Source organism: Shewanella sp. UCD-KL21 (assembly GCF_001957135.1).
Taxonomy (GTDB): domain Bacteria; phylum Pseudomonadota; class Gammaproteobacteria; order Enterobacterales; family Shewanellaceae; genus Shewanella.
Genome location: NZ_MPHK01000013.1, coordinates 1 through 25,497 on the forward strand (window position 1 = coordinate 1; position 25,497 = coordinate 25,497).

Below are 25,497 nucleotides of genomic sequence, written 5' to 3' on the forward strand. Positions count from 1 at the left end.
GCAGACTTCTTTTATGGATTGATTACGGATTAATCCCATCCACAGCACGAGCCAGACGGCTTGCTGCGCAGGCAAACGACGATTACGGATACTTGCCTTGTTGGCTGAAAGTAATGATTGTTCTATCCACTGTGAATCGATAGCCTCCATTACAGAAGCATAATCTCCACTTTCTTCTACTGACTCATGAACTAACTCAAGCTCTTGCGCAAACATAAAAAAATCCCTACCAGAATACTGGTAGGGATTATCATTCATCTGCAGGATCGTTCAAGTGTTCTTAACCGATCGGCATTATAAGCCATGGCTTAGGTTTTTTCGTATTAAGTAATGACTCAATTACACAGCAGACAAGGTATCTAATGGCCAGCGCGGCTTGCCTTCTACCTCTAACGACTCCACTTGCCCAGCTTTTAAGCGCTGTAAGCCAGCAAAAGCGATCATTGCACCATTATCGGTACAAAACTCACCTCTTGGATAAAACACTTCACCATTTAACTTAGCCATCATGGTCGCTAAATTTTCTCTTAAGCGAGTATTAGCGCTCACACCACCTGCTACAACTAAGCGATTATAACCAGTTTGTTTCAATGCGCGTTGACACTTAATCGCTAAAGTATCCACCACAGCCTCTTCAAAAGCGCGGGCAATATTGGCTCTGGTTTGCTCGTCATCAGGTTCTTTCGCTATGGTATTTGCGGTAAACGTTTTTAAACCTGAAAAACTAAAATTAAGCCCAGGTTTGTCTGTCATTGGTCGAGGGAATTTATAACCAGCCTCAACACCTTTTGCTGCTAACTTAGCCAAACGTGGCCCACCAGGGTAATCAAGCCCCATCAGCTTAGCGGTTTTATCAAATGCTTCACCAGCAGCGTCATCAACCGATTCACCTAACACTTGATAACGGCCAATGCCTTCTACTTGCACTAACATTGAGTGGCCGCCAGATACAAGCAAAGCAAGAAAAGGAAACTCAGGCGCATCATCTTCAAGCATTGGCGCTAATAAATGCCCTTCCATATGGTGAACACCAATTGCAGGCTTGTCCCACGAATATGCCAATGAACGCCCAACACAGGCGCCGACTAATAACGCGCCAATTAATCCAGGTCCTTTAGTAAAGGCGATACCATCAATATCATCAACAGTAGAGTTAGCCTCTTTAAGCGCCTGCTTAATCAATGGAATAATTTTACGCACATGATCACGAGATGCTAATTCAGGCACAACACCACCATAATCTGCATGTAATTTCACTTGGCTATATAAAGCATGGGATAATAGTCCCTGCTCATCATCATAAACAGCGATTCCAGTTTCATCGCATGATGTTTCAATACCTAAAACCCGCATAGCATCTCGTCTTGATAAATTTGTAAGGGCGGCAATTCTACCTGTTGAGAAGATTTTATTCCACCAAGCATAATCATCAGTCTCAAAAAAATGACACCTTGATTGTCATTTGCGATTAACAAAGGGGTTTACAAAAGCATCGTAATCGATGTAGAATTCGGCACCATTTTAAATAGCCTTGGTTAATCTACCAAAACAGGTAGTGCCAAATTAACTACACCTAAGGGGTGATGGCGTATGCCAATTATTAAAGTACGTGAAAACGAACCATTCGACGTAGCTCTTCGTCGTTTCAAGCGCTCTTGTGAAAAAGCAGGTATCTTAGCTGATGTTCGCGCTCGTGAATTCTACGAGAAGCCAACTTCTGCACGTAAGCGCGCAAAAGCTGCCGCTGTTAAGCGTCTAGCTAAGAAGCTTTCTCGCGAAAACGCACGTCGCGTACGTTTATACTAATCTCACTATGAGCCTAGTCGAACAGCTAAAAGACCAAATGAAAGAAGCTATGCGTGCCAAAGATAAGGCACGTTTGGGGACTATTCGTATGGCACTGTCTGCCATTAAACAGATTGAAGTGGATACCCGCGAAACTCTGACTGATGAACAGACAATAGCCGTTTTAACCAAAATGGTAAAACAACGTCGCGATTCTATAACTCAATATGAGTCAGCAAATCGCCCGGAGTTAGCAGCAGCTGAAGCAGCAGAGATTCAAGTCATTGAAACTTTCTTGCCTTCTCCTTTAACAGAAGAAGAAGTTGCCGCAATCATTGATGAAGCTATCTCTCAGTTAGGTGCATCAACCATGGCGGATATGGGCAAAGTAATGGGAGCATTAAAATCTAAGGTTCAAGGTCGTGCAGATATGGGTGCCATTGGCAGTCAAATCCGTGCTAAATTAAACTAACAGATCATTAATGTGTGAACAAGCCGTGCACCTTGCACGGCTTGTTTGTTTTATCTATTTGGTAATGCGAGACCTATAGCATTTATGGCGATACCTCGTGACTTTATCAATGAGCTAATAGCTCGAACTGACATTGTTGATCTAATTGATCACCGTGTACCTTTGAAAAAAGCAGGGAAAAATCACTCTGCATGTTGTCCTTTTCATAGCGAAAAATCACCTTCTTTTACCGTCAGTCAAGACAAGCAATTTTACCACTGCTTTGGTTGTGGTGCTCATGGTAATGCCATTGATTTCATCATGGAATATGATCGACTAGAATTTGTCGATGCCATTGAAGAGCTTGCCGGTAAACTCGGACTCGACGTACCAAGAGAACAAGGTACTGGTCCTAAAAAAGATCAAAGTTTAAGTCGTGACTTATACCAATTGATGGAAGAAGCGAATCTTTATTATCAAAATCAATTGCGTCAACACAGCGACAAACAAAAAGTTGTAGATTATTTAGATTTCAGAGGCCTCTCGAGTGAAGTTGTAGAGCACTTTGGAATCGGTTTTGCGCCAGATGGTTGGGATGGACTATTAAGTCGATACCGCCAAAACCCTGCAGCACAAGACAAATTACTAACCGCCGGAATGCTAATTGCCAACGATAATGGCAAGCGATATGACCGCTTTCGCGATCGGTTAATGTTTCCTATTCGCGACCGCAGAGGCCGAGTTGTTGGCTTTGGTGGTCGAGTTTTAGGCGATGGAACACCAAAGTACTTGAATTCGCCAGAAACGCCCATATTTCATAAGGGAAATGAGCTTTACGGTCTTTACGAACTCAAGCAAACCCATAGAGACCCACAACAGGTATTAATTGTTGAAGGCTATATGGACGTTGTGGCACTTGCCCAATTTGGTGTTGATTATGCCGTAGCATCACTTGGCACAGCAACAACCGCTGAACAATTTCAGCTGTTAGTGCGTAGTGCTAAAGAAGTCATTTGTTGTTACGACGGTGACCGAGCAGGTAAAGAAGCCGCTTGGCGGGCACTAGAAACCGCACTGCCTTTATTAAAGCCTGGTGATGTCGTTAGGTTTATGTTTTTACCTCAAGGTGAAGATCCAGATACCATGGTTCGCCAAGTAGGCAAAGACGGTTTTGAAGAGTTAATGGTCAGCGCCCTCGACTTACCGGCGTTTTTATTTGAGACCTTAACCAGTAAATTCGGTAGTGATAAAAGCTCATTGGCTAAGCAAGCTATGTCGCTAATCGAACGTGTTCAAGACACAGTGTTACAGAATTTATTATTAGAAAATCTCGCCCATAAAATTGGTATGAATAGCGCAGATGATCTAAAGAAAAAGTTAGGTTTTGCAGTAAAACAGCAACAACCTATGAATAAAAAAGGTTTACAAGGGCGTGGTACCCCACTGCGATTAGCCATTGCATTATTAGTACAACGTCCAGAGTTAGGATATGGCTTAGCTGTACAACCCTCACTTGCACATTTAAAGATTGCTGGCATCGAATTGCTCAGTGATTTATTGAATTTAACTCGAGAACGAAAGTTAAACAGCGCACAACTACTTGAGATTTATCGCCAGCATGAACAAAAAAATGCGTTGATAAAATTGGCCCAATGGGACCACCAAGTGGCGGATGAAAACCTAGTTCAAGAGTTTAAACAATCCCTGATCTGGTTGAACAATCAATATATTGAACAACGCTATCAGGAACTGAGTCTTAAACAAACTCTAAATAAAGCTGAAAAAATTCAGCTAACGAAGCTTATTTCTATAATGAAAGGCATTGCTAAATAACATCTTTTATTGAAAAAATGTTCCCTTAAGTCATGTCATGGACTAGCGTACTTTAGTTCATAGAGCTATAATTGACGATTTACTTGACACTTTGCCTCGGCAGGTGTCCAGTCGTTATTTCAGTTACCAACTTGGATGATATCTATGGAGCATACTCCGCAGTCGCAACTTAAATTGTTGCTTGCTAAAGGTAAAGAGCAAGGTTATTTAACCTATGCTGAAGTCAATGACCACTTGCCAGCTGACATGGTCGATTCTGATCAGATTGAAGATATTGTCCAGATGATCAATGACATGGGCATCCGCGTGTTTGAACAAGCGCCAGATGCCGATGACATGATGATGTCTGAGGACAACACCGACGAAGATGCAGCAGAAGAAGCTGCTGCAGCGCTTGCAACGGTAGAAAGTGAATTAGGTCGTACCACTGACCCAGTACGTATGTATATGCGTGAAATGGGGACAGTTGAGTTATTGACTCGCGAAGGCGAAATCGTCATCGCAAAACGTATTGAAGAAGGCATTAATACGGTTCAAAGTTCTGTTTCTGAATACCCGCAAGCCATTGCGATGATTTTAGAGCAGTTTGATAAGTATGAAGCTGACGAAATACGTTTAACTGACATTATCGCAGGTTTTGTTAACCCTGATGATGATGACGTAGCACCAACCGCAACACACGTTGGTTCTGAGTTATCAGAAGAAGAGTTAGAAGACGAAGATGATGCCGACGATGCTGAAGACGAAGAGGAAGGCCCAAAAGGTCCTGATCCTGAAGAAGCTAAAGAGAAGTTTACTCAATTACGCGAAGTGTTTGAAAAAGGCTTAGCAGTTATTGAGAAAAAAGGCCGTGATCACCCTGAAGCCATCGGTGCTTTATTTGTCATTGGCGAGCTTTTCAAAGAATTCCGTTTAGTACCAAAGCAATTTGATCGCTTAGTAAAAAGCATGCGTTCTATGATGGACCGCGTGCGTGTACAAGAGCGTTTAATCCTTAAGCTTTGTGTTGAACAAGCTAAAATGCCAAAGAAAAACTTTGTTAAGTTCTTCACCGGTAATGAAACTGACTTAGCTTGGTTCCATGCTGAAATGAGCAGTAACAAGCCTTATGCAGAAGGCTTACGTATGGTTAAAGACGATGTGATTCGTTGTAGCACTAAACTTGCTGCTATCGAAGAAGAAACCGGCTTAGTCATTCGCGCAATTAAAGACATCAACCGCCGTATGTCAATCGGTGAAGCAAGAGCTCGTCGTGCGAAGAAAGAAATGGTTGAAGCGAACTTACGTCTAGTAATTTCTATTGCTAAAAAGTACACCAACCGTGGCTTACAGTTCTTGGATTTGATCCAAGAAGGTAACATTGGTTTGATGAAAGCAGTAGATAAGTTCGAATACCGTCGTGGTTATAAGTTCTCAACTTATGCTACTTGGTGGATCCGTCAGGCGATTACTCGTTCGATTGCTGACCAAGCACGAACCATTCGTATTCCAGTACACATGATTGAAACGATTAATAAACTTAACCGTATTTCACGTCAGATGTTACAAGAAATGGGCCGCGAACCAACACCTGAGGAATTATCAGAGCGCATGTTAATGCCTGAAGATAAGATCCTTAAAGTGCTGAAAATCGCTAAAGAGCCTATCTCAATGGAAACACCTATTGGTGATGATGAAGATTCGCACTTAGGTGACTTCATTGAAGATAACACTCTTGAGCTACCATTAGACTCCGCCACTAGCGAAAGTCTTAAAAATGCTACTCACGAAGTGCTAGCAGGCCTAACTGCCCGTGAAGCTAAAGTGTTACGTATGCGTTTTGGTATTGATATGAATACCGACCATACCCTTGAAGAAGTGGGTAAACAGTTTGATGTAACACGTGAACGTATTCGTCAAATTGAAGCAAAAGCACTACGTAAATTACGTCACCCTTCTCGCTCAGAAATCTTGAAGTCTTTCTTAGACGAATAGAGTCCACTGAGAAGTTACGACAATAATGAAAGCCCGTTTATACGGGCTTTTTTTTGCCTCAAAATCACCTTATTTAATATAAAAAACGTCATGATTGCTTAACAGATAACCAATTGAATCTTTTAGTCACAATTCTCCGCAATTGACGGGTGACAACCGTGAATAAACTTCGTATACTTCTTTCCGCTTTCGATAGTGACGACTATCTTAAGTCGGCCCCTTAGCTCAGTTGGTTAGAGCATACGACTCATAATCGTCAGGTCCCCAGTTCGAGTCTGGGAGGGGCCACCAATACAGATGAGCCGTAGTAGGTTAGTACCTACTACGGCTTTTTCGTATCTGCAGTTCTATGTAGCAAATATGTAGCAAAAAACATCCCCAAAAATCGGCATCTCAATTGAATTATGACTTTAATATCTATCTAACTTTCAAAATCCTGAGTTTAGCTCTCACCACTCGACTAACTATTAGTGCAGACTGTAACTTTCAGCTCAATCCAGCAATAACTAAACGTCACTCATAAATACACACAGTTTAAAGACCTTTCAAATCATCAAGTCTAGCCTTCACCTTAAGATTATTAACCTGACTAATGGAGGTTTAGTATTTTAAGTGTCCAATTTTATTCCCATTGACTGCTCGGTCATATAAATTTCAATTAATGATTACTAACTAAAATTGAAGTAATACATTGAATTAAAGTTACAAATTAGATTAAAGTATAAAACCTTAAGGAGAAAGTTGGTTAATCGCGAGTATTATCGTCGTGCATGCCATTTAGGGAAGAAGCAATTCAATCATGATATGCCTACCTATTCTTATTAAGTTAACTCCCCCTCACTAATTCATGATTGTAAAGGATATAAATTGAGTATTAATTTTGACATAGTAATGGATAGCGAGGATTATTCCGTTGATATGAACTCTGGGCTAGATACTTTACGTGGAGCTTCTGAGTCTGTTCGCCAAATAGCTACTACAATTCTTGAAGAGCGAGTCCCTCAAAAATTAACACCTGAAAGCAAAGTCAGAACTAACCTTAAAAGATCATTTAAAGGTTCATTTGGACAGCAATTTTCATTGGACTTTTATGATGAAAGTATTAAAAAGCGATTTGCTGTTATTGGAAAGAAAGCTTTTACAGAGCTCATATCTTATTTCGTAAATGAAGCCCTTTACCAAGAAAGTTTAGAGCTCTCTCCTAAAGCAGAGAAAGCTTTAGAGCGCCTTGGAATCGAGCTTGAGCAAAACCTCATAAAACAGTTACAAAAATCATCACTCGATCACCTGCATACAGTTTCAAATAACTTCAATCAAGATGTAAAACTAAGATATAGGCTCAGTAGAGAGAAACAAACTACATTAGCAAACCTTGATAGAACAACATATGCAACCTTAAAACCAAAGACTGATAAAACCAAGTTAGAGATTACAGTCAGCATTACTCGTTTAAACATAAACACAGGTAACGGCAGGCTTTTGATTCAAGGTGAAAATGAAACTGTTGCATTTGGCTTTCCTCCACAGAAGCGATATCAGGAACTAAAACTTGCAGCAAAGCGTTGTTTTTCAGAAAACCTCCATACTAACAATGGAACACTAGACGAAGAATGGAAAACACTTAAGCTTAGAGCATACACTCAAAGAACAAATAGTGGACGAATAATCAAATATTGGATTGAAGGTATCATTGATGCTTAATAAGTATTCGATAACAGCAATGGTGCTTATGATCATTGTCATAGGCTCCTATGTTTCCCAATTCTATTTTAATTTAGGTTATGTTGTCTCTGAAAAAGTAGCTGACTGGGTTCACTTTAGTAATTATGTCGGTGGGTTAATTAGCCCACTATTAAGCTTTATTTCGTTGATACTATTAATACAATCGTTGAATTTACAAAACAGAGCTAATCAGGAGTTAAGAACAGAAGTTAAACTAAACCAAAAAAATGAGCAGCTTAGATCCTTTGAGACCTATTTTTTTGGATTGATTGATGCTCAAAGATCAGCATTTGCTAAATTTGAAATAGACTTCTTAAATGATACTTTTGCTGGCGTTTGTGCCATTCGAGAACTTGAAGATCAGATTGAGATTCTGCGTGGCTACAATGTAACTGAAGAAGACATCAGTCAAGCAATTGACTCGATTGATCAGAAAGAAAACATTTTTAACACGATCCGTATTTTTTACAATATTGTCAAAATGGTTTCTGAAAAACTTACTAATGAAAATGGCTTCGACTCTAAATATCGACAAAACCAATTTCAAACTTTAATCCATTTCACCGAATTCTCACAGCTTAGATTAGTCATGATAAGTATGCAATTCATGGATTGGGAGTCCTCAAAATATCTGAAAAAGCATGAGGAGTTTATGGCCGTACTTGAAGAATTAGGTGGTGGTGCAAATTTATATTAATAGTTTAGATTACTAAGCTCTCCCAAAACCTAATGGAAGTTTAGGTTTTTTTAAGATATATAAATTTCCAATTCAAATTTTCATTAAGAGCAAGGTTATAAACTTCAATAACCTTACTTTAAAGTTATAAGTACAGTTATTTACAGAACTCCAAGTAAAAGCACTTTAGCCATACTGGCTAATGATTAAATCAAAGGATAAAAAGCAGATTTTCAAGATTTTTGTTGCCTTAAAAGCTTAAGAAGTAAGCTTGATATGGGTGCTGCTACTGTAATTTAAAGCATGAATTTAAAGCATTAGACATTGCGTCTAGCCGCCTTATTAAACCGCTTATGCTTTTTGTACCCTCCATTGATAAAGCCTTGTGGCAATCGCTTGTCCTGCGAACCACAGCCCCTTAATTTTAGTGGTAAGCTCACCATCATAGTAACTCGGTAAGCATTCACCAGTTTGTTCATCAACGTTAAGCTCATAATGCAATTTTATAGGTCTATCTTTTAGATTAATTGAAATGCCGCCCATAGCAGTCGTGTAAGCTTGCCAATCACTGTTATCAGCTGCAAACCTTGCTTGCTCTAACACTGATGTATTATTTTCCGTATCGGTGTTAAATAGCTTTTCACGGAGTCTTCTCAGTTCACGCCAAACCGATACGCTAGCACCACCAATTTGCTGAAATTGACGAATACACCAGCAAGAAGCCCACGCATCAATACGTTGAGCGACTAAAAGTGAATCATTGCCAAATTGGTCTTCACCTAAACCCTCACCATCAATATTTTTAACGATGTATTTTAAAATATAGCCCGTAGCAGAGCCCTTACTTGGGTCAATTTTCTTAAAGTCACAGCGATTCTCTTGAGCCCCTTTTTCATCACCATCAACCTCTAAGGCGTAATGACGAATAATATCTTGCATAATTTCGAGCTTTTCAGCTTCAATAAAAAATAACATGTGCCAATGTGGTGTGCCGTCATGCTGTGGTTCAACCACACGAAAGCCATAAGGGCTGATATCATTTCGCTTAAATTCAGCTCGTGTTTTTTGCCATTGATGATTTAAATAGGCATTGGCCTCATCGGGCATTAGCCCTTCCCATTTAGGATTAGGCGCACCTGATTTCTTAAATGCTCGATGATACTTCGAAGGGCAAGTAACAGTAATAAATAAAGCCTCATGCCCCTCAGATTTAGCTAAGTTCTCAAAGCCTCTAGAGCGGCAAATTAGCTCATCTTTTCTAATTTTTGGATTTGAAACATTGAGGTCTGATACTTCCTTTAATGTGTAACGCTGCCCTGCATCATTAATAATGATACTAGAGCTCAATAATTCTTCATTTCTCAACCGTTGAGCTATTCGGTTTTGAGTGGTGATATTACTGGCGTAAGTCTGCCTTTTGCTATTAACAAAATTGAGGTGTAATGCTGCTTTTTCATTGGCCTGAGTAATGACTTTACGAAACTTCCTCAGCCACCATCGCTTATCTGCATATCGCTTAATACAGCCCGACATTTGAACGGCATTATTAGGTTCAACTGGGCTGATTCCGAAACTAGCTACATACCTTGATAGAAATTCATATACGTTTCTTTGCTGCCCTATTGATAAATCACTGATTGCGCCTTTAAAAGTAGGCATAGCTGTTTCAGTATTTAATTCAGGAATGTTCCCGTAATTTTCGGGATGAGTTCGGTCACTTTCGGTAATTGATTCGGGGGCATTCATGCAACTTTCAGGGTGAGTTCGGTCGCTTTCGGTAAATAATTCGGAAGCATTCCTGCAAGTTTCAGGGTGATTTAGGCTGCTTTCTGCAATAGATTCGGGAATGTTTCCGTAATTTTCGGGGTGAGTTTGGTCGCTTTCAGCAATTGATTCAGCAATAGTCCCGTACTTTTCAGGATTTTTAGCATTATTTAGGTAATCATAATTAGCTTTATTGTGGTGCACATTAATAAAATCAATCGCCCTAGGGTCGATAACAATCCGCCTGCAATAGTCGGCGCACTCCTTTGCTTTGTTGTTAATATCATCATCGAAGCAAAAAAACATATGTGCGAGCTTTTTAGGCAATAATTTATATAACTTGGTGCTTGTATCTAAGATATGGCGATTGCGGTCATAAGGTGTTGGTTTTGCAAAAGCCTCCTCTAAAATTGTGAATTTAATTAGATTAGAGAATGTCGATAACTTTCTAGAAATAAATGCAGCATCATCTCGCCCAACCTTTAATAAATAGGGTGATAAAATATCATCACTACTATTCATGGCTGTCGCAAGTTTTTTGGCTGTAAAGCTGCTCACACTAAGACACCGCAGTTCTGAGTTGATAAGCGTAAGCACGACCTTTTTCTGTCACAAAGTAATGCTCTTGCTTTATACCAAACGGATATAGTATTTCACTTGTTACAAGCCCTTCAATCACAAGTTTGTTAAGTGTCCGCATATCAAATTTGTATCGGTCACCATGCTTATTAACATAGCGCTCAAGACCATTTGTTTGACGGTATGAATGACCCACTTCCCGACAAATTTCAAAATGAGTCGTTGTAAGGGATAACCAGATAAGAAGCCGCTTTTGCTCCAATGTTAATTTAGGCATTGTCACCACCTTGAGAGCTTTGCCCTAGGTGCTGCATTCGCATCAAATTATCAAGCCAATGATCTAAATCGTCTTTCAAGTAACGAACTGCACGACCAATTTTGACAAATGGTGGCGCAGGGGTTCTATTTTCACGATTGCCTTCCATACGAGATTGACGCAAGAAAGAGCGGCTCATCCCGATATATTCAGCGGTTTCTATTTCAGATAGTGCACGTTTGATTGGTGGTGTTGGCATGATTGCCTCCATGTACGTTTAAGTTCATGGAGGACTTTAAGAGGTAGTTAACCTGACTAGAATAGGCGTTAAACCTACTGTTAAATTGTTAAACTTAACGTTAAAAATTAAACGCATTTAGTTCTTTTTTTAATTCTGCTCAATGTCGTATTTAGACTGCTAAACTTTTGCTTACCTGAACGCCCGTAACGACTTTCCCACATTAATTCATCATCAACGACAGCCTTCAAGATATTGTACTTATCAAACTCTCTTTCACTATTTTGCAGTTTGGACTCTTCTTCAAGGATACTCCAAACCTCTTTTGCTGTTATAAATTTATTAAAAGCAACTATGTCGGCAATTAAGACATTGAGGTCATATTCTCGCTCTTTAGCATTACTAGCTTTTAATGCTTTAAACTCAGTAGAAGGCAAACTTTTTTGAGTTACGACTTCCACAACCTTATTTTCAAATTTAACAGAAGGGCTCACATCAATACTAAAGTGAGCTTTTACATTTTCGAGCTCTTCAGAAGTAATACAAACGTCTTCGAGTAAAAAAGTTTTAACCGAATAAAAAAGCTCTATTTCATTCGGTTTTTTAGGAGTTTTTAGACTTGCAGGGTTAGCCATAGCTGCAACTTCTTCACAAAAACGCTCAAAATCTTTAAGCATACTGGTACGTTCTTGAGGGTAAAAAATGAAGGGCATATTTTTAAAAGAAGCCCTATCAAAGGGAAGTTGTTCAAAGGTTACATTGAACCATTTTTGTATAACTCCATTTGGTATTTCAACGCTGAACGGGTAGTCAGATGAGTAATGGAGAATTTTATTCTTCTGCAATAACGTAGAACAACGAATGCTAATTTTATTTTTTTCAAAAAGCTCGAACTGTTGCTCCTTTGTCATAGAGATTAACCCTGCATACTTTGCCGAACCAAAGCCATTAAACTTACCTTTTGACCAGCCTCCGATTACAATATTCTGTGTCTTGCAATACAAGCAAAAAGATACCTCTGTATCGGTACATAGATACTGTAAATCAGCCTCAGACAACCCAAAGGTACTTTGTAATTCTGAAATTCTATAATAACTTTTCAAAGTAATTCCTTCTTTATTTCCTTTAACCGATCAAATTAACCGCTGCAGCTTTATGCTCTGGAGCCAAATGAGCATACCTTAATGTCATTGTCATATCGGCATGACCAAGCAGCTCCCTAACGGTATTCAAATCGACTCCCTTCATGACTAGCTTACTTGCAAAATGATGCCTTAAATCATGAAAATTAAAATTGTGAATTCCAGCGTCAACGATAACTTTATTAAAACCTTTTTTAAAGTCTGTCAGAGGCTTACCCTCAGCACCTTCAAAGACAAATTCTTTAGAGTAAGATTGTTCACGCCACTTCGAAAGTACATTGAATGAAGCAGTGTTTAAGGGGATATGTCTGGTTTTACCTGATTTAGCAGATTCACCTTTAATCGTTAAAACAGGAATTGAAAAGTCTATATTTGACCATTTCAGCGATAATATCTCTCCACGCCGCATTCCAGTATTCATAGCTAGTAATACAATAGGCTCTATGTGATCGGCATAAGTATGATGACTGAGAGTTGGTTGCTGAGGATAGCCACGTTTTAATCTATGTTCATTGGCACTTATTCGCTTTTCCTTAATCAAGCTATCACGCTCTGTAAGACCATTTAGTAAAGCAGCTTCTTCTACGGGGGTTAAATATCGAGTTCGATTATTATCAAGCTTATACGCCTTCACTTTACTTAATTCATGAGAGTCAATAATCCCCCACTCAACGGCTCTACTTAATGCGCCTTTAAGTGTGTTTACGTTATAGTTTATTGTCGCTTCTGCTTTGCCAGCGTCTTTAGCCTTGGCACGCCACTGCTCAACATGCCACGCTGTGATATCTGCTAACTGCAAATCTCCAAGCTCTTTAAAGCGGTTAAGCAAAACACTTTTTATTTGGTCAGCAGTTCGAGTGCTATTCGCAACAAGCCAAGGGTAATACTTGTCTTCTACATAAATTGAAAACTTATTAAACTTTTTAACCTGCTCTTGGGCTTTTGCTGCTTTTTTTTCAGACTGCACATTAATACCTGATGCAACCTTACCCGCTTGTGATTTAGCCATATCGCGAGCCTGAGTGGGAGTAATAGAACTGCCCTTACCCAAGAGGTAATTAACCTGCTTTCCATTGTGACGATAAAACAGGTAATACGAGATAGCCCCCTTCGCTGAAATTCGGGCATGGAACCCTTTAATCTCAGTATCATTGAGCCGCTTATCCTCAATGGTTAAGTTCTTAATAGAGGTTGCATTAATTTTGGATGAAACAGCCATACCACTCCCTGTGTAGCAAATATGTAGCAGATTGAGAGTATAACCAAGAAACACAATGAATAGCAATGAACAAACTCAATAGGAGTTATACGCATTATTTCAGGCACTTATATAGTAATTATCATAGATGACTGTATTTTGCGGTTCACTGAGGCACAACGTTAAATCAGACTCATAATCGTCAGGTCCCCAGTTCGAGTCTGGGAGGGGCCACCAATTTATTGATAAGCCGCTTAAAGAAATTTAAGCGGCTTTTTCATGTCTAAAATTTAAACTTTAGCCAAATACCAACAAATATCAACATCACCATTTAACGCAGAACACGGCCGAAAGATCACAAATGCTATAAGTCACTAAATAGTTCTCGCTGCTTTATCATGAGTTTCATTCCACTCTTAGCCTAAATGTATCAAACTAACATTCCATTGATTGCAAATAACACTCAAAGCGTTTACTTATTTAGCTGCCTAAGTGAAATTTAACTAAAACACATTCCCCAAATGATAACTTCACAAAAAATTGATCTAAAACACAGTATATTTGTATTATTATATTAAATTAAACCTACTACTGTTACATCGCTGTTTGCCAAGTCATTTTGGCTCAAGGTTTTCGTTAAAAGGAATAAAAATGAACAAAATAAAACTGTTACCCTTAGCGCTTATTGTTAGTAGTTTACTGGGTGGTTGTGCATCAACCTCCGAAACGCCAACACCTTCAAATATCGAGATGAAACCAGCAACGGGTGAGCAAGTAGCACCTGCTGATTATGCAAAATTTTCTTCAATCTTAAATGCCTCAAAACTGCAAATATCAACGCCAAACGCAAAACCAGGCAGTAAATATGAATTAGCTCAAGACAGCAATTTTAGCGGTATCGTTAATGAGCATTTTTATGTAGATAAAGGCTCTGAAGCCCTAGTCATGAATATGGAAGGTTACAAGTTACGCAACGAACTACGCGTCTTAGAAAACTTTAAGTCTGATGATAGCCAAACTTTTTATCGTCTATCTGCTGATTTAATGCCTATCAATCCACGAGAAGCTGTAAAAAACAGCCCTTCGAAAAATGATGCGATGACCTTCTTACAAGTACACAACAAAGGTACATTTGACGATGGCAAGCATGGCGTGGGTTATATCCCTCACCCATTACTGCGTGTCGTGTACGAAGCCGACAGAAAAGGCATAAAAGATCATTACTGGGCTATCATCAAAAACAACAATGTGAATTGTGGTAAAGACAGTGGAAACCGCGATACGCCTGTTTGTAAAAATTCGTATGTAAGAATGAATTTAGGGAAGTTTAACCCTGATGTGCCAACACATTTTGACATCATTGTTGGCGATCAAAAGCTGGTCATTAAAGTTGATGGGGTCACTAAAGTGAAGCATGACATTAGCTACTGGAAAGACATGCTAAGCTACTTCAAAGCTGGGGTTTATAACCAGTTCGAAAACGGTAAAAGCGAAGCGCATTTCTACAATTTAGAATACGCCATAGACAAAAAACAAGCACAATAACCTTTCTTTAATCGCTGAGTAAAACACTGCATTACAAACCAATGTAAACCGTTTGGATAAACACTCGGGTTACATTGGTTTTCTAAAATCCATTCAGTTCTTGCTTGTCATTGAAATAGCTTTAACAGCCCTTAAGCAGGTGCTTACGTCTTACTTTCGCGTTCCTGTTGAGCGATTTCTAAATACTGTTGCGCTGCAGTAATGGCTTTGACAGCCCGAGAGTTAAACTCTCGATGATAGAGAATGTAAACCACCAGCAAGCTGGCAATTATCAGTAAGATGGGGTTCCAAAACCAACAAAGCGCTGCCATGGAAAAGTAATAACTGCGTAGACCATAATTGTAGGAGTGAGCGGCCTGATCGCCCACAGTAGCCATTTGGCGCGAATACTTTGCTAAGTTTTTATCGGTCCGTGTGCGATCAATGGGCGCTGCGCCAATCATCACATTTAAAAAGCCATATTGGCGCATTGACCAAGTAAATTGAAAAAAGGCTAATACAAAAATACTTGCCAGCATCGCCAGCTTCACCTGCACTAAGGCATGATTAGGTTCTGCGGCAAAAGGAATAGAGCTGATCACTTCTTCAAGACGCTCAACTTGAGCAAATAAGGTTAAAACACCCGCCAACACCAGTAAGGTGGTTGAGGCAAAAAAAGCGATATTACGTTCTAAGTTTGCCAGCAATGATGCCTCACCCACACGGATCTCCTTGGTCATCACTTCGGCCATCCAATGAATACGGTGCTGATGTAAGCAGCGGGCGATACAGTTCGTTGTTTTAGCCTTTTTACGGGCAAAAAAAGTGTAACCCACCCAGCATGAGAAGAAACAGGCTAACGCGATAAAATCGATAAAAGAGAAAAGCATAAGACTCAAGCTATTATTGAATTGATGGTTAATTATGCAACACATTACTCTTGCCTTAAATAGCCTTCATGTCATTAACCGCTAAATAATCAAGTTTAATAACAGCTAGGCAGCGTTCAGCTTGATTAAAGCGTACATTGACTACCAAGGCAGTCTCTAAACCGCTAAGCAAATGTATTTCATTTCAAGATACTCATCGATACCATGATGAGATCCTTCGCGGCCAAGTCCTGAAGACTTCACTCCGCCAAAAGGGGCGACTTCATTCGAAATTAACCCGGTATTAACCCCGACCATACCGTACTCAAGGGCTTCTGATACTTGATATACGGTAGAGATATCTTTGGCATAAAAGTAAGCCGCTAAGCCAAACTCGGTATCATTGGCTTGTTTGATCACTTGTTCAACTGAATCAAATTCAAAAATCGCTGCTAACGGCCCAAAGGTTTCTTCTTTGGCCACTTTCATCGACTGCTTTAAGTTAACCAATACTGTCGGCTGAAAATAGTTAGCGCCTAACGCATCGCCCTTACCACCCAATACAATTTGACCGCCTTGTTGCAGCGCATCATCAATATGAGCTTGCACCTTTGCCACTGCGGCTTGGTTTATTAATGGCCCAATAGTGACGCCTTCATCTAAGCCGTTACCCACTTTGAGCTGCGCTGCTGCTTGGGTAAACTTTGTCACAAATTGCTGATATAGGCCTTTTTGAACATAAATACGATTGGCGCACACACAGGTTTGTCCGGCATTACGATATTTGGCTTGAATAGCCCCTTCAACTGCCGCGTCAATATCGGCATCGTCAAAGACAATAAACGGCGCATTACCGCCAAGCTCAAGGGATAGCTTTTTAATACTCGGCGCGCATTGCTGCATCAGCTTTACTCCAACAGCGGTTGAGCCAGTAAAAGACAGCTTTCGCACTATGGGGTTAGCACAAAGCTCTGCGCCTATGGCGATGGCATCGCCGCTGATCACGTTAAAGACTCCAGCAGGAACACCGGCTCGCGTTGCAAGCTCAGCCAACGCCAAGGCACTAAAGGGGGTTTGCGGCGCAGGTTTAAGCACCATAGTACAACCTGCGGCCAATGCTGGCGCGGCCTTACGGGTGATCATCGCAAGCGGAAAGTTCCATGGCGTAATCGCTGCGGTAACGCCTACAGGCTGCTTAATCACCATAATGCGTTTATCAGCTTGATGGGCTGGAATGGTCTCACCATAAACCCGTTTGGCCTCTTCAGCGAACCATTGCACAAAAGAGGCGGCATACGCGACTTCAGCTTTGGCTTCGGCTAATGGCTTACCTTGCTCTAAGGTCATAATCAGCGCTAAATCGTCGCTATGGGCTAATATCAGCTCAAACCAAGTCATTAATATTGTTTGGCGCTGTTTGGCTGTGAGCGCTTGCCAAGCTGCTAAGGCACTATTGGCGCTTTCAATGGCTTGCTGGGTTTCAGTCTGGCCCATTCTTGGCACTGTACCTAGCTCTTTATTGGTGGCAGGATTAATAATCGTGTCGTAATGGCTCGATATGGCATCGCGCCATTGCCCATTGATATAACATTGATGACGTAACAAACTGGGGTCTTGTAAATGCACAATCGTATCCTTTAGCAGCAAAATAGCAGGCACTACTATCTTAGCTAAGTTTGCTAAGGTTAACGAGCTAAGGTTAACGAGCTAACGATTTAGCAACTGGCTGACAATCAAGCTGTGGCCCCATTTCGCCCTTTACAATCGCCCTTTACAATCGCCGCTAAAATGCCCAGTAAATGTGAGCTAGATTACAAAGCGTTAAAAATAATTGCATTCCTCAACTAGCAGAGTATTTTAATCAGTAAGACATTGAAAATTTTGATTTAACCTACTGAGTCATTCCAATTAACACTCAAGACACTCAGGCTGTAAATACAAGGATATTGTTATGGTAGATACACTATTTAAAATATTATTTGTGCTGTTATTTCTGTTTATCGCTTACAAGCTCATTTTTTCAGGCAGCAGAGGATTAAAAGTCTTTGAAATGCATTTTAAAAACGGCAAACTCGATAAGCACTCGGGGAAAATTCCTGAAGCATTTCTGCGGGAATGTAAAACTATTGCCAAACACGAAAAACTCACTTGTACCGTCAGAGCTGAAAAGCTGAACGGGGTCAGATTACATGTCTCAGCCAATGTCGGTGACAAAATTACCCAGCGGATCAGAAACGTTTTTCCATTTGAGTATTATGATAAAAAGCAACAGGACAATTCAAAGCTAAAGGGTTAAGGTAAGCCAGAGAATTTAGCGGTCAATATTCGTTGTATTAGTTATATTTGTTGTATTAGTTGACCGCTACTGTGATGCCTACAATCTTCTTTCAATCTTTTTTCGGTCAGCCTTCAATCGGCCTTAGCCATTGATATTGGAATTACTCTTTGCTGATAACTAACGTAACCTGAGCCACCGTAACCCCAAACTTGATGATATCGCTTTTGTTTATAATGGTGCTTTCATCCACTAAAAACATCCAGTCATCAAAATGCACCTCATATTCTGAGTCATCAACCTCTAAAATCATGTCATAAGCCCAGCGCAGCGCACTGCCTCTGGCCTCACCGGTCGCAGTGCCTAAAATATCATTGGCCGTACCTTCATATTGGCCATTACCTAAATCGGTAATATGCCAAATTCGAGTTTGCTTTTCGCCATCATCATAAATAAACCACTCGTTAATAACCCCTTTATTACCTTGCCAACTAGCTTCCATAGTGACGGTAAATTTTCGGGTCACTGTGCCTGAGAAGTCTTGTACGATACCCGCCGCTGTTAACTTGCCGTCAAAAAAGCGACTTAAATTCAATTCTGGGGTGGTTTTATCATAATCTTCAATAGATGCTGAGGAACACGCCGTCAATAACCCCATCGAAATTACCAGTAAAGATGACTTCTTAGCCATAGCGTAAGCGCGCTGCAACTGTCGCCACGTCTTGTTCAATGCAGTTAACGCTAAACTTGCTTTAATCATTTCTTAACTCCAATTAACTGCTGACGCAATTTAGGCCTACTGGTATTTTCTGATAACCAAATGCCAAGAAATGCGTCTGCAAAGCCCGGCTCTAAGATCATCGCCAAAGGCTGTTCGTTATAAAAAAACTGGCCTTTATTTTGCTCGTGCATCATAAAGCTTAGGGTGTCACCTTGCTTAACATCAGGCCATATACCTTCTAGGTGAGCCTGCAATTGAGGGATACGACTTTGCTCGATACCAATGTGCTGCCACTGCTCTACGGTGGCTTCAATTAAATCTTCTGCGTCAATATCTCTATGGTATTGGATCTCAAGTTTAAGTGGATATTGCTGATTTTTATATTCACCATCTACTGACATTAACTTGGCGCTGTAAACCGAAAACCACAATAAATCCAGATCGGCTTGACCTACCAGTTTAAAATCTGTCGCGGCTAATGCTGTCGAAGCAGGTGTCATTATCTTTGATGAAGAGTGCATTGATGAAGAATGCACTGATGAAGATTGCGCTGACGAAATGAGTGCTGCAGTGGTAGCAGGTTCAGTATTTAACTCTTGTGCGTTAGCTAATGCGTTTGTACTCATAACCGCTAAAACACTGGCACTAAACCATACCCGAGCTAATTTAAAAGCGGCTAATTTCAAAGCCGCGACTTTAAAAGTAGCTAAGTGAAAACTTGCCAGTTTACTTAGCCCAAGCGAATTTGGAACTGCTAACCAGCGTATCCGAGAATCACTATTCATCATATTGAGTTCCTCTATTAAGCCGATATCATTAGCCAACCTCAGCCAGATAATTGCGCCGCAGTTAGCTACACAACAATGGGGAATTATATAAGCTGAGAAATTTGTTTTACTTCGTGTTTGTGGCGAATGAACTTGGCAATGTATAAAAATAACGGCATTAACAAGGCCCAAATCATGGCTAAAATTGCAGTGGTAAACAAATCGCCATGAGGGAAGTCGACCGCGCCAAAGTTGGCTCCCGCAAGGTAACTTAAACTGCCAAATACGCCACCAACTAACACTTGAACAATAATGGGTAAGCCGCTAAAAAAGCCTAAACTGTAATTAAGTGAAATCGCAAAATAACACCACAGCAGTAATAACCATATGGGCACAACCGTAAATGAAAATAGCCCCGTTAGGGTAAGGGTTAAATCAATTAGCACCCCGATAATGGTGCAACTGAGCATGACTTTGAAGTCCAATGCCCGTTGACGGCTGACGATAAAGTGCCAAATCAACAATAACCCTGGGATATATAGCAGCTGATTGCCAGCTAATACCCCTGCCCACCAGATAATCTGAAAGGCAATAACATTGATGATGATATTATGATTAACCCAGAGCATATACGTTATGCGCCACTGGCTAATGCAGTACGATATTGCGGCCTTACCGCCACTAAATGTACTGTGCTGGTGGTTCTTTCTAAAAATCCACCTTCACAATAACTCAGGTAAAACTTCCACATTCTGATAAAGTCTTCGCCATAACCCATCTCTTTGATGCGTTGTTGGGCTTTATCAAATTTTTCATGCCAATGGTTTAAGGTTTGAGCGTAATCTTTACCCATATCATTAATGGACCACACCACCATGTCAGTTTTATTGGCTATGTGCTTATTCATTTCACTGATAGACGGTAAACAACCACCAGGGAAGATATAACGTTGAATAAAGTCGACACTTTTACGGTAACTGTCATAGCGCTGATCTGCTATGGTAATGGCTTGAATTAGCATGCGCCCATTTGGCTTAAGTAAACTTTCTAACTTTTTAAAGAAACCCGGTAAATACTCATGACCTACCGCTTCAATCATTTCAATGGACACCACCCGGTCATACTCACCGCTCAAAATACGGTAATCGTCTTTTAACAAAGTAATTTTGTCAGTTAAGCCTTCTTGCTCTACCCGCTCTAGCGCGTAATCGTATTGTGCATCAGAGATAGTGGTTGTAGTTACGGTGACATCAAAGTGCTTGGCGGCATATATCGCCAGCGCCCCCCAACCAGTACCGACCTCAAGAACGGTTTGCCCCGCTTGTAAATCAAGACGCTCACAAATGGTTTGCAGCTTATGCTGCTGGGCTTGCTCTAAACTGGCATCGTGGTGCGGGTATAGCGCGCTTGAATAGAGCATTTCTTTATCTAGAAACTGCTCATACATCGGGTTGCCTAAATCATAATGCGCCAGAATATTGCGCTTTGAACCCGTTGATGAATTGCGGTTAAACAAATGACCGATACGATTAATACCAACACTAAACCATGAAAAGTAACGCTCAATTTTATCCAGCAATGAGAGGTTTCGGGCAAAAAGCTGCACCACTTTAGTTAAATCAGGGCTCGACCAATGGCCTTGAATATAGGCTTCGCCTGCGCCAATTGAACCGCCCCAAATGATCTGCTTGTAAAAACTGGGGTGAGATACCTGCATTGTGGCATGTAAGTCAGAATCGACATTGCCAAAGCTTAAGCTTTGCTCTGAGCTGCCAATGGCAGAATTATCAGAGCTAACAATGGTAAGATGTCCATCTGACAAGTGGGCTAATGCCTTAAGTAAAATCTTCTTCGCAAAGCTGTCAGAAATAGTCTCTTGCACTAAGCTGGTGTTGGTTGCCGCATTTTCCATAACTCTCTCCGCTGACTACTTTTTTATATGCAATTTTTAATGCGCTATTAGTATTTTAGCTGTAAATTTTATTTTTACTCATAAACAACAGGTTAGATTTCAATACACTGAAACTCTCGCTAGGCAAAAATTGTATGTTATGAGTTAAACATTACTAAACCAATACGCATCATTTCATGATTTGGTTTAATTTAAGTTTGTGGATGAGAGATAAAAGGGATCCGTTTAATAAATAACTTCAGCGCCTGCCAATAAATTCCAAACATAATCTTTAATGTCATTAGCGGAAAACTGAGCAACATACTGCGGATATTTTTGGCGGTAAAATCCTTTTTATTGAGCAACAAACTGGCATCGAACAGCTTATTGTCGGCATCATCCCGGTTTTGTATGGTCACATTTAAGCGCTTGCTTGGCGCAATCACCTTCCAAAAATAATGCATCTCAAGATCCATAAAGGGCGAAACATGAAACACTTTATCTGTGGTGGTGGTTTTAGTGAGATTGACTAAGTAACAGTGGCGCTGATCCCATGGCGTATTACTTACCTCCGCCAGCATATAAACCGCTTGGTCACCTTGATAGCAAAAATAGAAGTTCACCGGACTAAAATAAAAACCAAAATGCCTCACTTGGCCAGCAAACACCACCTTATTGCAATTAACGTCAGCCCCAAGCTTTGCTATCGTCCATAACACCCGCTGTTTTAGCGCTTGCGGCGGCGTTACTTTATCTGTCGATGCCTTATCAATAAGGGCGAAATCAACAGGAGCGCAATCAAACTGGCTTTCAAGGGCATTCAAATAATCATCGGGATTAAATCTTAAAATGGCTCGGCTAGCTGCGCTAAATAAACGGCTAACCTTAGATAGCTGCGCCACTTCATCTAAGTCTATTGCCAGTAAGGCAATCTGATAACTGAAGCTGTGCTGCTTAGGCGTAAAACGCCGATGAACAATATCGCCACTGTAAATACCGCTAGTAAAGTTACTCATAGGCTAATGCCAAAATCATTGCACACATCAAGTGCGCTGTGAACGCCATCTTCATGAAAACCGTTATACCAATAGGCACCGGCAAAGTGAGTATGATTAACGCCGCAAATGCGTTTACGCTCACCTTGGGCTTTCATGCTCGACTCATTAAACACTGGATGGGCATAATTGAATTTTCTAAGAATTTTAGACTCATCAATTAAATCCGTTTGATTTAACGTCACACAAAACGTCGGCGCATCTTTGGGTAAGCGCTGCAAAATGTTCATGTTATAAGTCACGCTGGCAGGTCTATCGGCAATTTCAGCTGCATCTTTGCCTTCTAGGCGGTAATTCCAACTGGCCCATGCCGCTTTACGTTTTGGCAGTAAGTTGGTATCTGTATGCAATACTACTTCGTTATTTTGATATGCCATCGCGCCAAGTATTTGTTTTTCATCGTCTGTAGCATCACTAAGCATCGCCAGCGCTTGATCACTGTGACAGGCTAGAATGACTTCATCAAAGCGTTGAAGTTCGCCATCATTAATACGTAAGTTAACTCCATCGTCGCTGCGTTCAATGGCGGTTACTGCAGAGTTTAAAAACAATCGTTGTTTGAAGGGAGCAATAAGCGCAGGAATATAGCTGCGAGAGCCACCTTTTAAGACATACCATTGTGGGCGGTCACTGATATTAAGTAAGCCATGGTTATGGAAAAATTGAATAAAAAAGCGCAGTGAGAATTTACGCATATCATTGATACTGGCAGACCAAATGGCCGCGCCCATTGGCAAGATATAATGCTCGCTAAAAAAGTCAGAGAAACCTTGAGCATCTAAAAACTGCCCTAAACTGTCACTCGGGTAGTTTTCAGCTTCAAAGATGGCCTTGCATTGATTATTAAAACGCACTATCTCGGCTAAAAACTTATAGAAATCAGGTTTTAGCAAGTTACGGCGTTGGGCAAACATGCTCCACAAGGTATGGCCATTGTATTCCAATCCGGTTTGCACATTACGCACACTAAAGCTCATTTCAGTGGGTAATGATTCAATGTCCATTTTTGCCATTAGCTTTTGAAAACGTGGGTAAGTTCGGTCATTAAAGACAATAAAACCACTGTCGATAGCATAAGGCTTACCGCCAACTTCAACATCAATGGTCGCAGTATGGCCGCCAATATAATCATTAGCTTCAAATACGCTGACTTGATGAAGTTCACTGAGTAAATGTGCACAGGTCAGTCCTGAAATACCCGATCCCACAACCGCTATTTTTTTCATATTAATCCTTCAATTGGTTATTATTTTTGTTATGACGACAGTGTATCGCATTGTTATTATTTGATTATCTTAAACAGCATCAATTGGCTTTTGGCGCTAACATTTTAGTAATTAATCTTGCGGGCAGTAAAGATAAGCCCTTTAATAAAAAGGTAAATCGCTTTGGAAAATGAATTTCATCTTTGGCTTTTTTTAATTCTTTAAATATCGTCATTGCCGCTTTTTCAGCAGTTATTTGCATCGGCATAGCAAAGTCGTTTTTATCAGTTAATGGGGTTTTCACAAAGCCTGGGCAAATAACACTCACACCAATACCGATTGCTTTTAAATCAAGACGAAGACTAGTGGCAAGGTAACTCACTGCAGCCTTTGAGGCGCCATAGGCTTCAGCCTTAGGAAAAGGTAAATAGGTCGCACTGGAACTCATTAACGCCACTCTGCCGTTGATAGTCACTAGCGGCAAGAAATGCTCTAAACAATAACCCATTGAAACAACATTAGTTTGGATCACCCGTTCAAATAATGCGCCATCAAAGCGCATTGGATTTTCAATGTATTCACAACTGCCCGCATTAAGAATAACCAGCTGTAATTTTGCGTTAGATGCGACTAATTTATCTGATAATGTGTGCGCTGCGGTTTCAATTTGCGCTTTATCATTAATATCAAAAGCAAGCGTCACTGCGCCATTAATGGCATTTAAACGCTGCTCATTACGACCACAAGCAAACACCATGTAGCCTTTTTCAACATAAAGCATTGCCAGTGCTAGGCCTATACCAGAACTGGCTCCAGTGATTAACACTGCCGGTCTTGCTGTTGGTTGATGAAGGTTTCCTTGATGAGAGTTAGCTTGTTCCATCATGCTGACGCCTTGTTTTTTATGTATTTAATCAAGCGTCCTATTAACGGCAATTGCTCATACAGCATACTACCAAGGTCAAAGTAATCGCGGTGGGCAGTGATTTTTTCGTTAAAAGATAACTGACTCATACCTTCAACGGTTATGAGTTGACCTTTGTTTAGCTTGGGGTGACGGTAGCGCATTACCCAGAAAACGGCGGCCTGCTGATGGCTACAGCTCACTTGTTTGATATTAAACTCAATATGGTCAACATTGGCATATAGGTTAGCGAAGTACAGGGTAAGGTTTTCAATACCTTCGACTTTATGCAGTGGATCTTGAAAGGAAATGTCATCGCTATACACCTGTTTTAACAGGTGTAAGCTGTCTTTATTAAGCTGCTGGTACATGCCGATAAAGTCATCAATGATTTGTGGTCTAGCAAGATCATTATTGCTGGCAGGCTCAGTTAAATGACTCACGGTATTGGCAGTACTTGGCATTAATTTCTCCTTTACAACCTAAAACAACGAATCGCGTTACGCGAATTGCAATCTAGGTGATATTTGGCTAAATCTTGCAAACTTTAACTATAAAAACGGGCTGTTATATTGCCGTTACTGATTTAATAGTAAGCTTAGTTGCAAGCTTTGTCTTATATTTAACCGATTAAATACTTAAAAAAATAATCATTTAATATTCAATAA

25 protein-coding genes and 1 tRNA gene are annotated in these 25,497 nt (G+C 40.4%); 9 read left to right on the forward strand and 17 right to left on the reverse strand.

Annotation, left to right across the window (positions count from 1 at the left end):
• Together BM739_RS12440 and tsaD are read right to left on the reverse strand one after the other, a co-directional pair.
• Positions 1–216 (reverse strand): transposase domain-containing protein (locus BM739_RS12440; protein ID WP_175609480.1); only part of this gene is annotated, 216 nt, incomplete at its 3' end.
• A gap of 123 nt (positions 217–339) precedes the next feature.
• Positions 340–1,353, reverse strand: a complete 1,014-nt coding sequence (gene tsaD / locus BM739_RS12445) for a tRNA (adenosine(37)-N6)-threonylcarbamoyltransferase complex transferase subunit TsaD (RefSeq protein ID WP_076541076.1) — start codon at positions 1,351–1,353, stop codon at positions 340–342.
• A 237-nt stretch (positions 1,354–1,590) separates the two neighbouring features.
• On the opposite strand from tsaD, the gene rpsU reads away from it, so the two are divergent.
• From rpsU to BM739_RS12480, 7 genes are all read left to right on the forward strand, one after another.
• On the forward strand, positions 1,591–1,806 hold the full coding sequence (gene rpsU, locus BM739_RS12450) for a 30S ribosomal protein S21 (protein ID WP_055024252.1): 216 nt from the start codon (positions 1,591–1,593) through the stop codon (positions 1,804–1,806).
• A 7-nt stretch (positions 1,807–1,813) separates the two neighbouring features.
• Positions 1,814–2,257: a GatB/YqeY domain-containing protein gene (locus BM739_RS12455; RefSeq protein WP_076541078.1), complete on the forward strand. Its 444-nt coding sequence runs from the start codon at positions 1,814–1,816 to the stop codon at positions 2,255–2,257.
• Between the two features lie 84 nt (positions 2,258–2,341).
• A complete protein-coding gene (gene dnaG, locus BM739_RS12460; protein ID WP_076541080.1) occupies positions 2,342–4,069 on the forward strand; it encodes a DNA primase in 1,728 nt (575 codons plus the stop codon).
• A gap of 144 nt (positions 4,070–4,213) precedes the next feature.
• A complete protein-coding gene (gene rpoD / locus BM739_RS12465; RefSeq protein ID WP_076541082.1) occupies positions 4,214–6,043 on the forward strand; it encodes an RNA polymerase sigma factor RpoD in 1,830 nt (609 codons plus the stop codon).
• Positions 6,044–6,257: 214 nt separating this feature from the next.
• Positions 6,258–6,334: transfer RNA gene (locus BM739_RS12470), tRNA-Ile, on the forward strand.
• A 576-nt stretch (positions 6,335–6,910) separates the two neighbouring features.
• Complete coding sequence (locus BM739_RS12475) at positions 6,911–7,744, forward strand: hypothetical protein (RefSeq protein WP_076541085.1); 834 nt, start codon at positions 6,911–6,913, stop codon at positions 7,742–7,744.
• Positions 7,737–8,462 (forward strand): hypothetical protein, encoded by a 726-nt coding sequence (locus BM739_RS12480; protein ID WP_076541087.1) that lies wholly within the window; start codon positions 7,737–7,739, stop codon positions 8,460–8,462. The genes BM739_RS12475 and BM739_RS12480 overlap by 8 nt, the downstream gene beginning before the upstream one ends.
• A gap of 330 nt (positions 8,463–8,792) precedes the next feature.
• Here the strand turns inward: BM739_RS12480 and BM739_RS12485 are convergent, their stop codons facing one another.
• The 5 genes from BM739_RS12485 to BM739_RS12505 all read right to left on the reverse strand — a co-directional run bounded on the left by BM739_RS12485 (position 8,793) and on the right by BM739_RS12505 (position 13,639).
• Positions 8,793–10,763 (reverse strand): replication endonuclease, encoded by a 1,971-nt coding sequence (locus BM739_RS12485; RefSeq protein ID WP_076541089.1) that lies wholly within the window; start codon positions 10,761–10,763, stop codon positions 8,793–8,795.
• Position 10,764: 1 nt separating this feature from the next.
• Positions 10,765–11,061 carry a hypothetical protein gene (locus BM739_RS12490; RefSeq protein ID WP_076541091.1) on the reverse strand — a complete coding sequence of 99 codons (297 nt, stop codon included), beginning with the start codon at positions 11,059–11,061 and terminating at the stop codon, positions 10,765–10,767.
• Positions 11,054–11,299, reverse strand: a complete 246-nt coding sequence (locus BM739_RS12495; protein WP_076541093.1) for an AlpA family transcriptional regulator — start codon at positions 11,297–11,299, stop codon at positions 11,054–11,056. The genes BM739_RS12490 and BM739_RS12495 overlap by 8 nt, the downstream gene beginning before the upstream one ends.
• A gap of 107 nt (positions 11,300–11,406) precedes the next feature.
• Complete coding sequence (locus BM739_RS12500; RefSeq protein ID WP_076541095.1) at positions 11,407–12,381, reverse strand: hypothetical protein; 975 nt, start codon at positions 12,379–12,381, stop codon at positions 11,407–11,409.
• Positions 12,382–12,403: 22 nt separating this feature from the next.
• Complete coding sequence (locus BM739_RS12505; protein WP_076541097.1) at positions 12,404–13,639, reverse strand: site-specific integrase; 1,236 nt, start codon at positions 13,637–13,639, stop codon at positions 12,404–12,406.
• A gap of 630 nt (positions 13,640–14,269) precedes the next feature.
• Between BM739_RS12505 and BM739_RS12510 the strand changes: the two genes are divergently transcribed.
• Positions 14,270–15,163 (forward strand): polysaccharide lyase family 7 protein, encoded by an 894-nt coding sequence (locus BM739_RS12510; protein ID WP_076541099.1) that lies wholly within the window; start codon positions 14,270–14,272, stop codon positions 15,161–15,163.
• A gap of 143 nt (positions 15,164–15,306) precedes the next feature.
• Here the strand turns inward: BM739_RS12510 and BM739_RS12515 are convergent, their stop codons facing one another.
• A complete protein-coding gene (locus BM739_RS12515) occupies positions 15,307–16,032 on the reverse strand; it encodes a DUF599 domain-containing protein (RefSeq protein WP_076541275.1) in 726 nt (241 codons plus the stop codon).
• 156 nt (positions 16,033–16,188) lie between these two features.
• On the reverse strand, positions 16,189–17,637 hold the full coding sequence (gene gabD, locus BM739_RS12520) for an NADP-dependent succinate-semialdehyde dehydrogenase (protein WP_076541101.1): 1,449 nt from the start codon (positions 17,635–17,637) through the stop codon (positions 16,189–16,191).
• A gap of 325 nt (positions 17,638–17,962) precedes the next feature.
• Between gabD and BM739_RS12525 the strand changes: the two genes are divergently transcribed.
• Positions 17,963–18,307 (forward strand): DUF3634 family protein, encoded by a 345-nt coding sequence (locus tag BM739_RS12525; RefSeq protein WP_076541103.1) that lies wholly within the window; start codon positions 17,963–17,965, stop codon positions 18,305–18,307.
• Positions 18,308–18,449: 142 nt separating this feature from the next.
• On the opposite strand, the gene BM739_RS12530 is transcribed toward BM739_RS12525, so the two are convergent.
• The 8 genes from BM739_RS12530 to BM739_RS12565 all read right to left on the reverse strand — a co-directional run bounded on the left by BM739_RS12530 (position 18,450) and on the right by BM739_RS12565 (position 25,200).
• Positions 18,450–18,977: a DUF3833 domain-containing protein gene (locus tag BM739_RS12530; RefSeq protein ID WP_076541277.1), complete on the reverse strand. Its 528-nt coding sequence runs from the start codon at positions 18,975–18,977 to the stop codon at positions 18,450–18,452.
• A gap of 65 nt (positions 18,978–19,042) precedes the next feature.
• Positions 19,043–19,795 (reverse strand): chalcone isomerase family protein, encoded by a 753-nt coding sequence (locus BM739_RS20015; RefSeq protein WP_083698149.1) that lies wholly within the window; start codon positions 19,793–19,795, stop codon positions 19,043–19,045.
• An 83-nt stretch (positions 19,796–19,878) separates the two neighbouring features.
• Positions 19,879–20,403: a DUF2878 domain-containing protein gene (locus tag BM739_RS12540; protein WP_076541105.1), complete on the reverse strand. Its 525-nt coding sequence runs from the start codon at positions 20,401–20,403 to the stop codon at positions 19,879–19,881.
• Positions 20,404–20,408: 5 nt separating this feature from the next.
• Entirely contained in the window at positions 20,409–21,686 is a 1,278-nt protein-coding gene (locus tag BM739_RS12545) for a cyclopropane-fatty-acyl-phospholipid synthase family protein (protein WP_076541107.1), read from the reverse strand.
• A 191-nt stretch (positions 21,687–21,877) separates the two neighbouring features.
• Positions 21,878–22,681 (reverse strand): DUF1365 domain-containing protein, encoded by an 804-nt coding sequence (locus BM739_RS12550; protein WP_076541109.1) that lies wholly within the window; start codon positions 22,679–22,681, stop codon positions 21,878–21,880.
• Positions 22,678–23,946, reverse strand: a complete 1,269-nt coding sequence (locus BM739_RS12555) for an NAD(P)/FAD-dependent oxidoreductase (protein ID WP_076541111.1) — start codon at positions 23,944–23,946, stop codon at positions 22,678–22,680. The genes BM739_RS12550 and BM739_RS12555 overlap by 4 nt, the downstream gene beginning before the upstream one ends.
• A 79-nt stretch (positions 23,947–24,025) precedes the next feature.
• Positions 24,026–24,811, reverse strand: coding sequence for an SDR family NAD(P)-dependent oxidoreductase (locus BM739_RS12560; RefSeq protein WP_254843542.1), 786 nt, complete (start codon positions 24,809–24,811; stop codon positions 24,026–24,028).
• Positions 24,808–25,200: a nuclear transport factor 2 family protein gene (locus BM739_RS12565; RefSeq protein ID WP_076541286.1), complete on the reverse strand. Its 393-nt coding sequence runs from the start codon at positions 25,198–25,200 to the stop codon at positions 24,808–24,810. The genes BM739_RS12560 and BM739_RS12565 overlap by 4 nt, the downstream gene beginning before the upstream one ends.
• Positions 25,201–25,497 lie beyond the last annotated feature (297 nt).

What these genes read in the sequence shown, in the direction of transcription:
- BM739_RS12505 (WP_076541097.1), bottom strand. Translation starts at nt 13,639, where the DNA reads ATGGCTGTTTCATCCAAAATTAATGCAACCTCTATTAAGAACTTAACC.
- BM739_RS12545 (WP_076541107.1), bottom strand. Translation starts at nt 21,686, where the DNA reads ATGGAAAATGCGGCAACCAACACCAGCTTAGTGCAAGAGACTATTTCT.
- BM739_RS12540 (WP_076541105.1), bottom strand. Translation starts at nt 20,403, where the DNA reads ATGCTCTGGGTTAATCATAATATCATCATCAATGTTATTGCCTTTCAG.
- rpoD (WP_076541082.1), top strand. Translation starts at nt 4,214, where the DNA reads ATGGAGCATACTCCGCAGTCGCAACTTAAATTGTTGCTTGCTAAAGGT.
- BM739_RS20015 (WP_083698149.1), bottom strand. Translation starts at nt 19,795, where the DNA reads ATGATGAATAGTGATTCTCGGATACGCTGGTTAGCAGTTCCAAATTCG.
- BM739_RS12565 (WP_076541286.1), bottom strand. Translation starts at nt 25,200, where the DNA reads ATGTACCAGCAGCTTAATAAAGACAGCTTACACCTGTTAAAACAGGTG.
- BM739_RS12550 (WP_076541109.1), bottom strand. Translation starts at nt 22,681, where the DNA reads ATGAGTAACTTTACTAGCGGTATTTACAGTGGCGATATTGTTCATCGG.
- BM739_RS12555 (WP_076541111.1), bottom strand. Translation starts at nt 23,946, where the DNA reads ATGAAAAAAATAGCGGTTGTGGGATCGGGTATTTCAGGACTGACCTGT.
- rpsU (WP_055024252.1), top strand. Translation starts at nt 1,591, where the DNA reads ATGCCAATTATTAAAGTACGTGAAAACGAACCATTCGACGTAGCTCTT.
- BM739_RS12530 (WP_076541277.1), bottom strand. Translation starts at nt 18,977, where the DNA reads ATGGCTAAGAAGTCATCTTTACTGGTAATTTCGATGGGGTTATTGACG.
- dnaG (WP_076541080.1), top strand. Translation starts at nt 2,342, where the DNA reads ATGGCGATACCTCGTGACTTTATCAATGAGCTAATAGCTCGAACTGAC.
- BM739_RS12480 (WP_076541087.1), top strand. Translation starts at nt 7,737, where the DNA reads ATGCTTAATAAGTATTCGATAACAGCAATGGTGCTTATGATCATTGTC.
- BM739_RS12510 (WP_076541099.1), top strand. Translation starts at nt 14,270, where the DNA reads ATGAACAAAATAAAACTGTTACCCTTAGCGCTTATTGTTAGTAGTTTA.
- tsaD (WP_076541076.1), bottom strand. Translation starts at nt 1,353, where the DNA reads ATGCGGGTTTTAGGTATTGAAACATCATGCGATGAAACTGGAATCGCT.
- BM739_RS12455 (WP_076541078.1), top strand. Translation starts at nt 1,814, where the DNA reads ATGAGCCTAGTCGAACAGCTAAAAGACCAAATGAAAGAAGCTATGCGT.
- BM739_RS12495 (WP_076541093.1), bottom strand. Translation starts at nt 11,299, where the DNA reads ATGCCAACACCACCAATCAAACGTGCACTATCTGAAATAGAAACCGCT.
- BM739_RS12560 (WP_254843542.1), bottom strand. Translation starts at nt 24,811, where the DNA reads ATGATGGAACAAGCTAACTCTCATCAAGGAAACCTTCATCAACCAACA.
- BM739_RS12490 (WP_076541091.1), bottom strand. Translation starts at nt 11,061, where the DNA reads ATGCCTAAATTAACATTGGAGCAAAAGCGGCTTCTTATCTGGTTATCC.
- BM739_RS12515 (WP_076541275.1), bottom strand. Translation starts at nt 16,032, where the DNA reads ATGCTTTTCTCTTTTATCGATTTTATCGCGTTAGCCTGTTTCTTCTCA.
- BM739_RS12525 (WP_076541103.1), top strand. Translation starts at nt 17,963, where the DNA reads ATGGTAGATACACTATTTAAAATATTATTTGTGCTGTTATTTCTGTTT.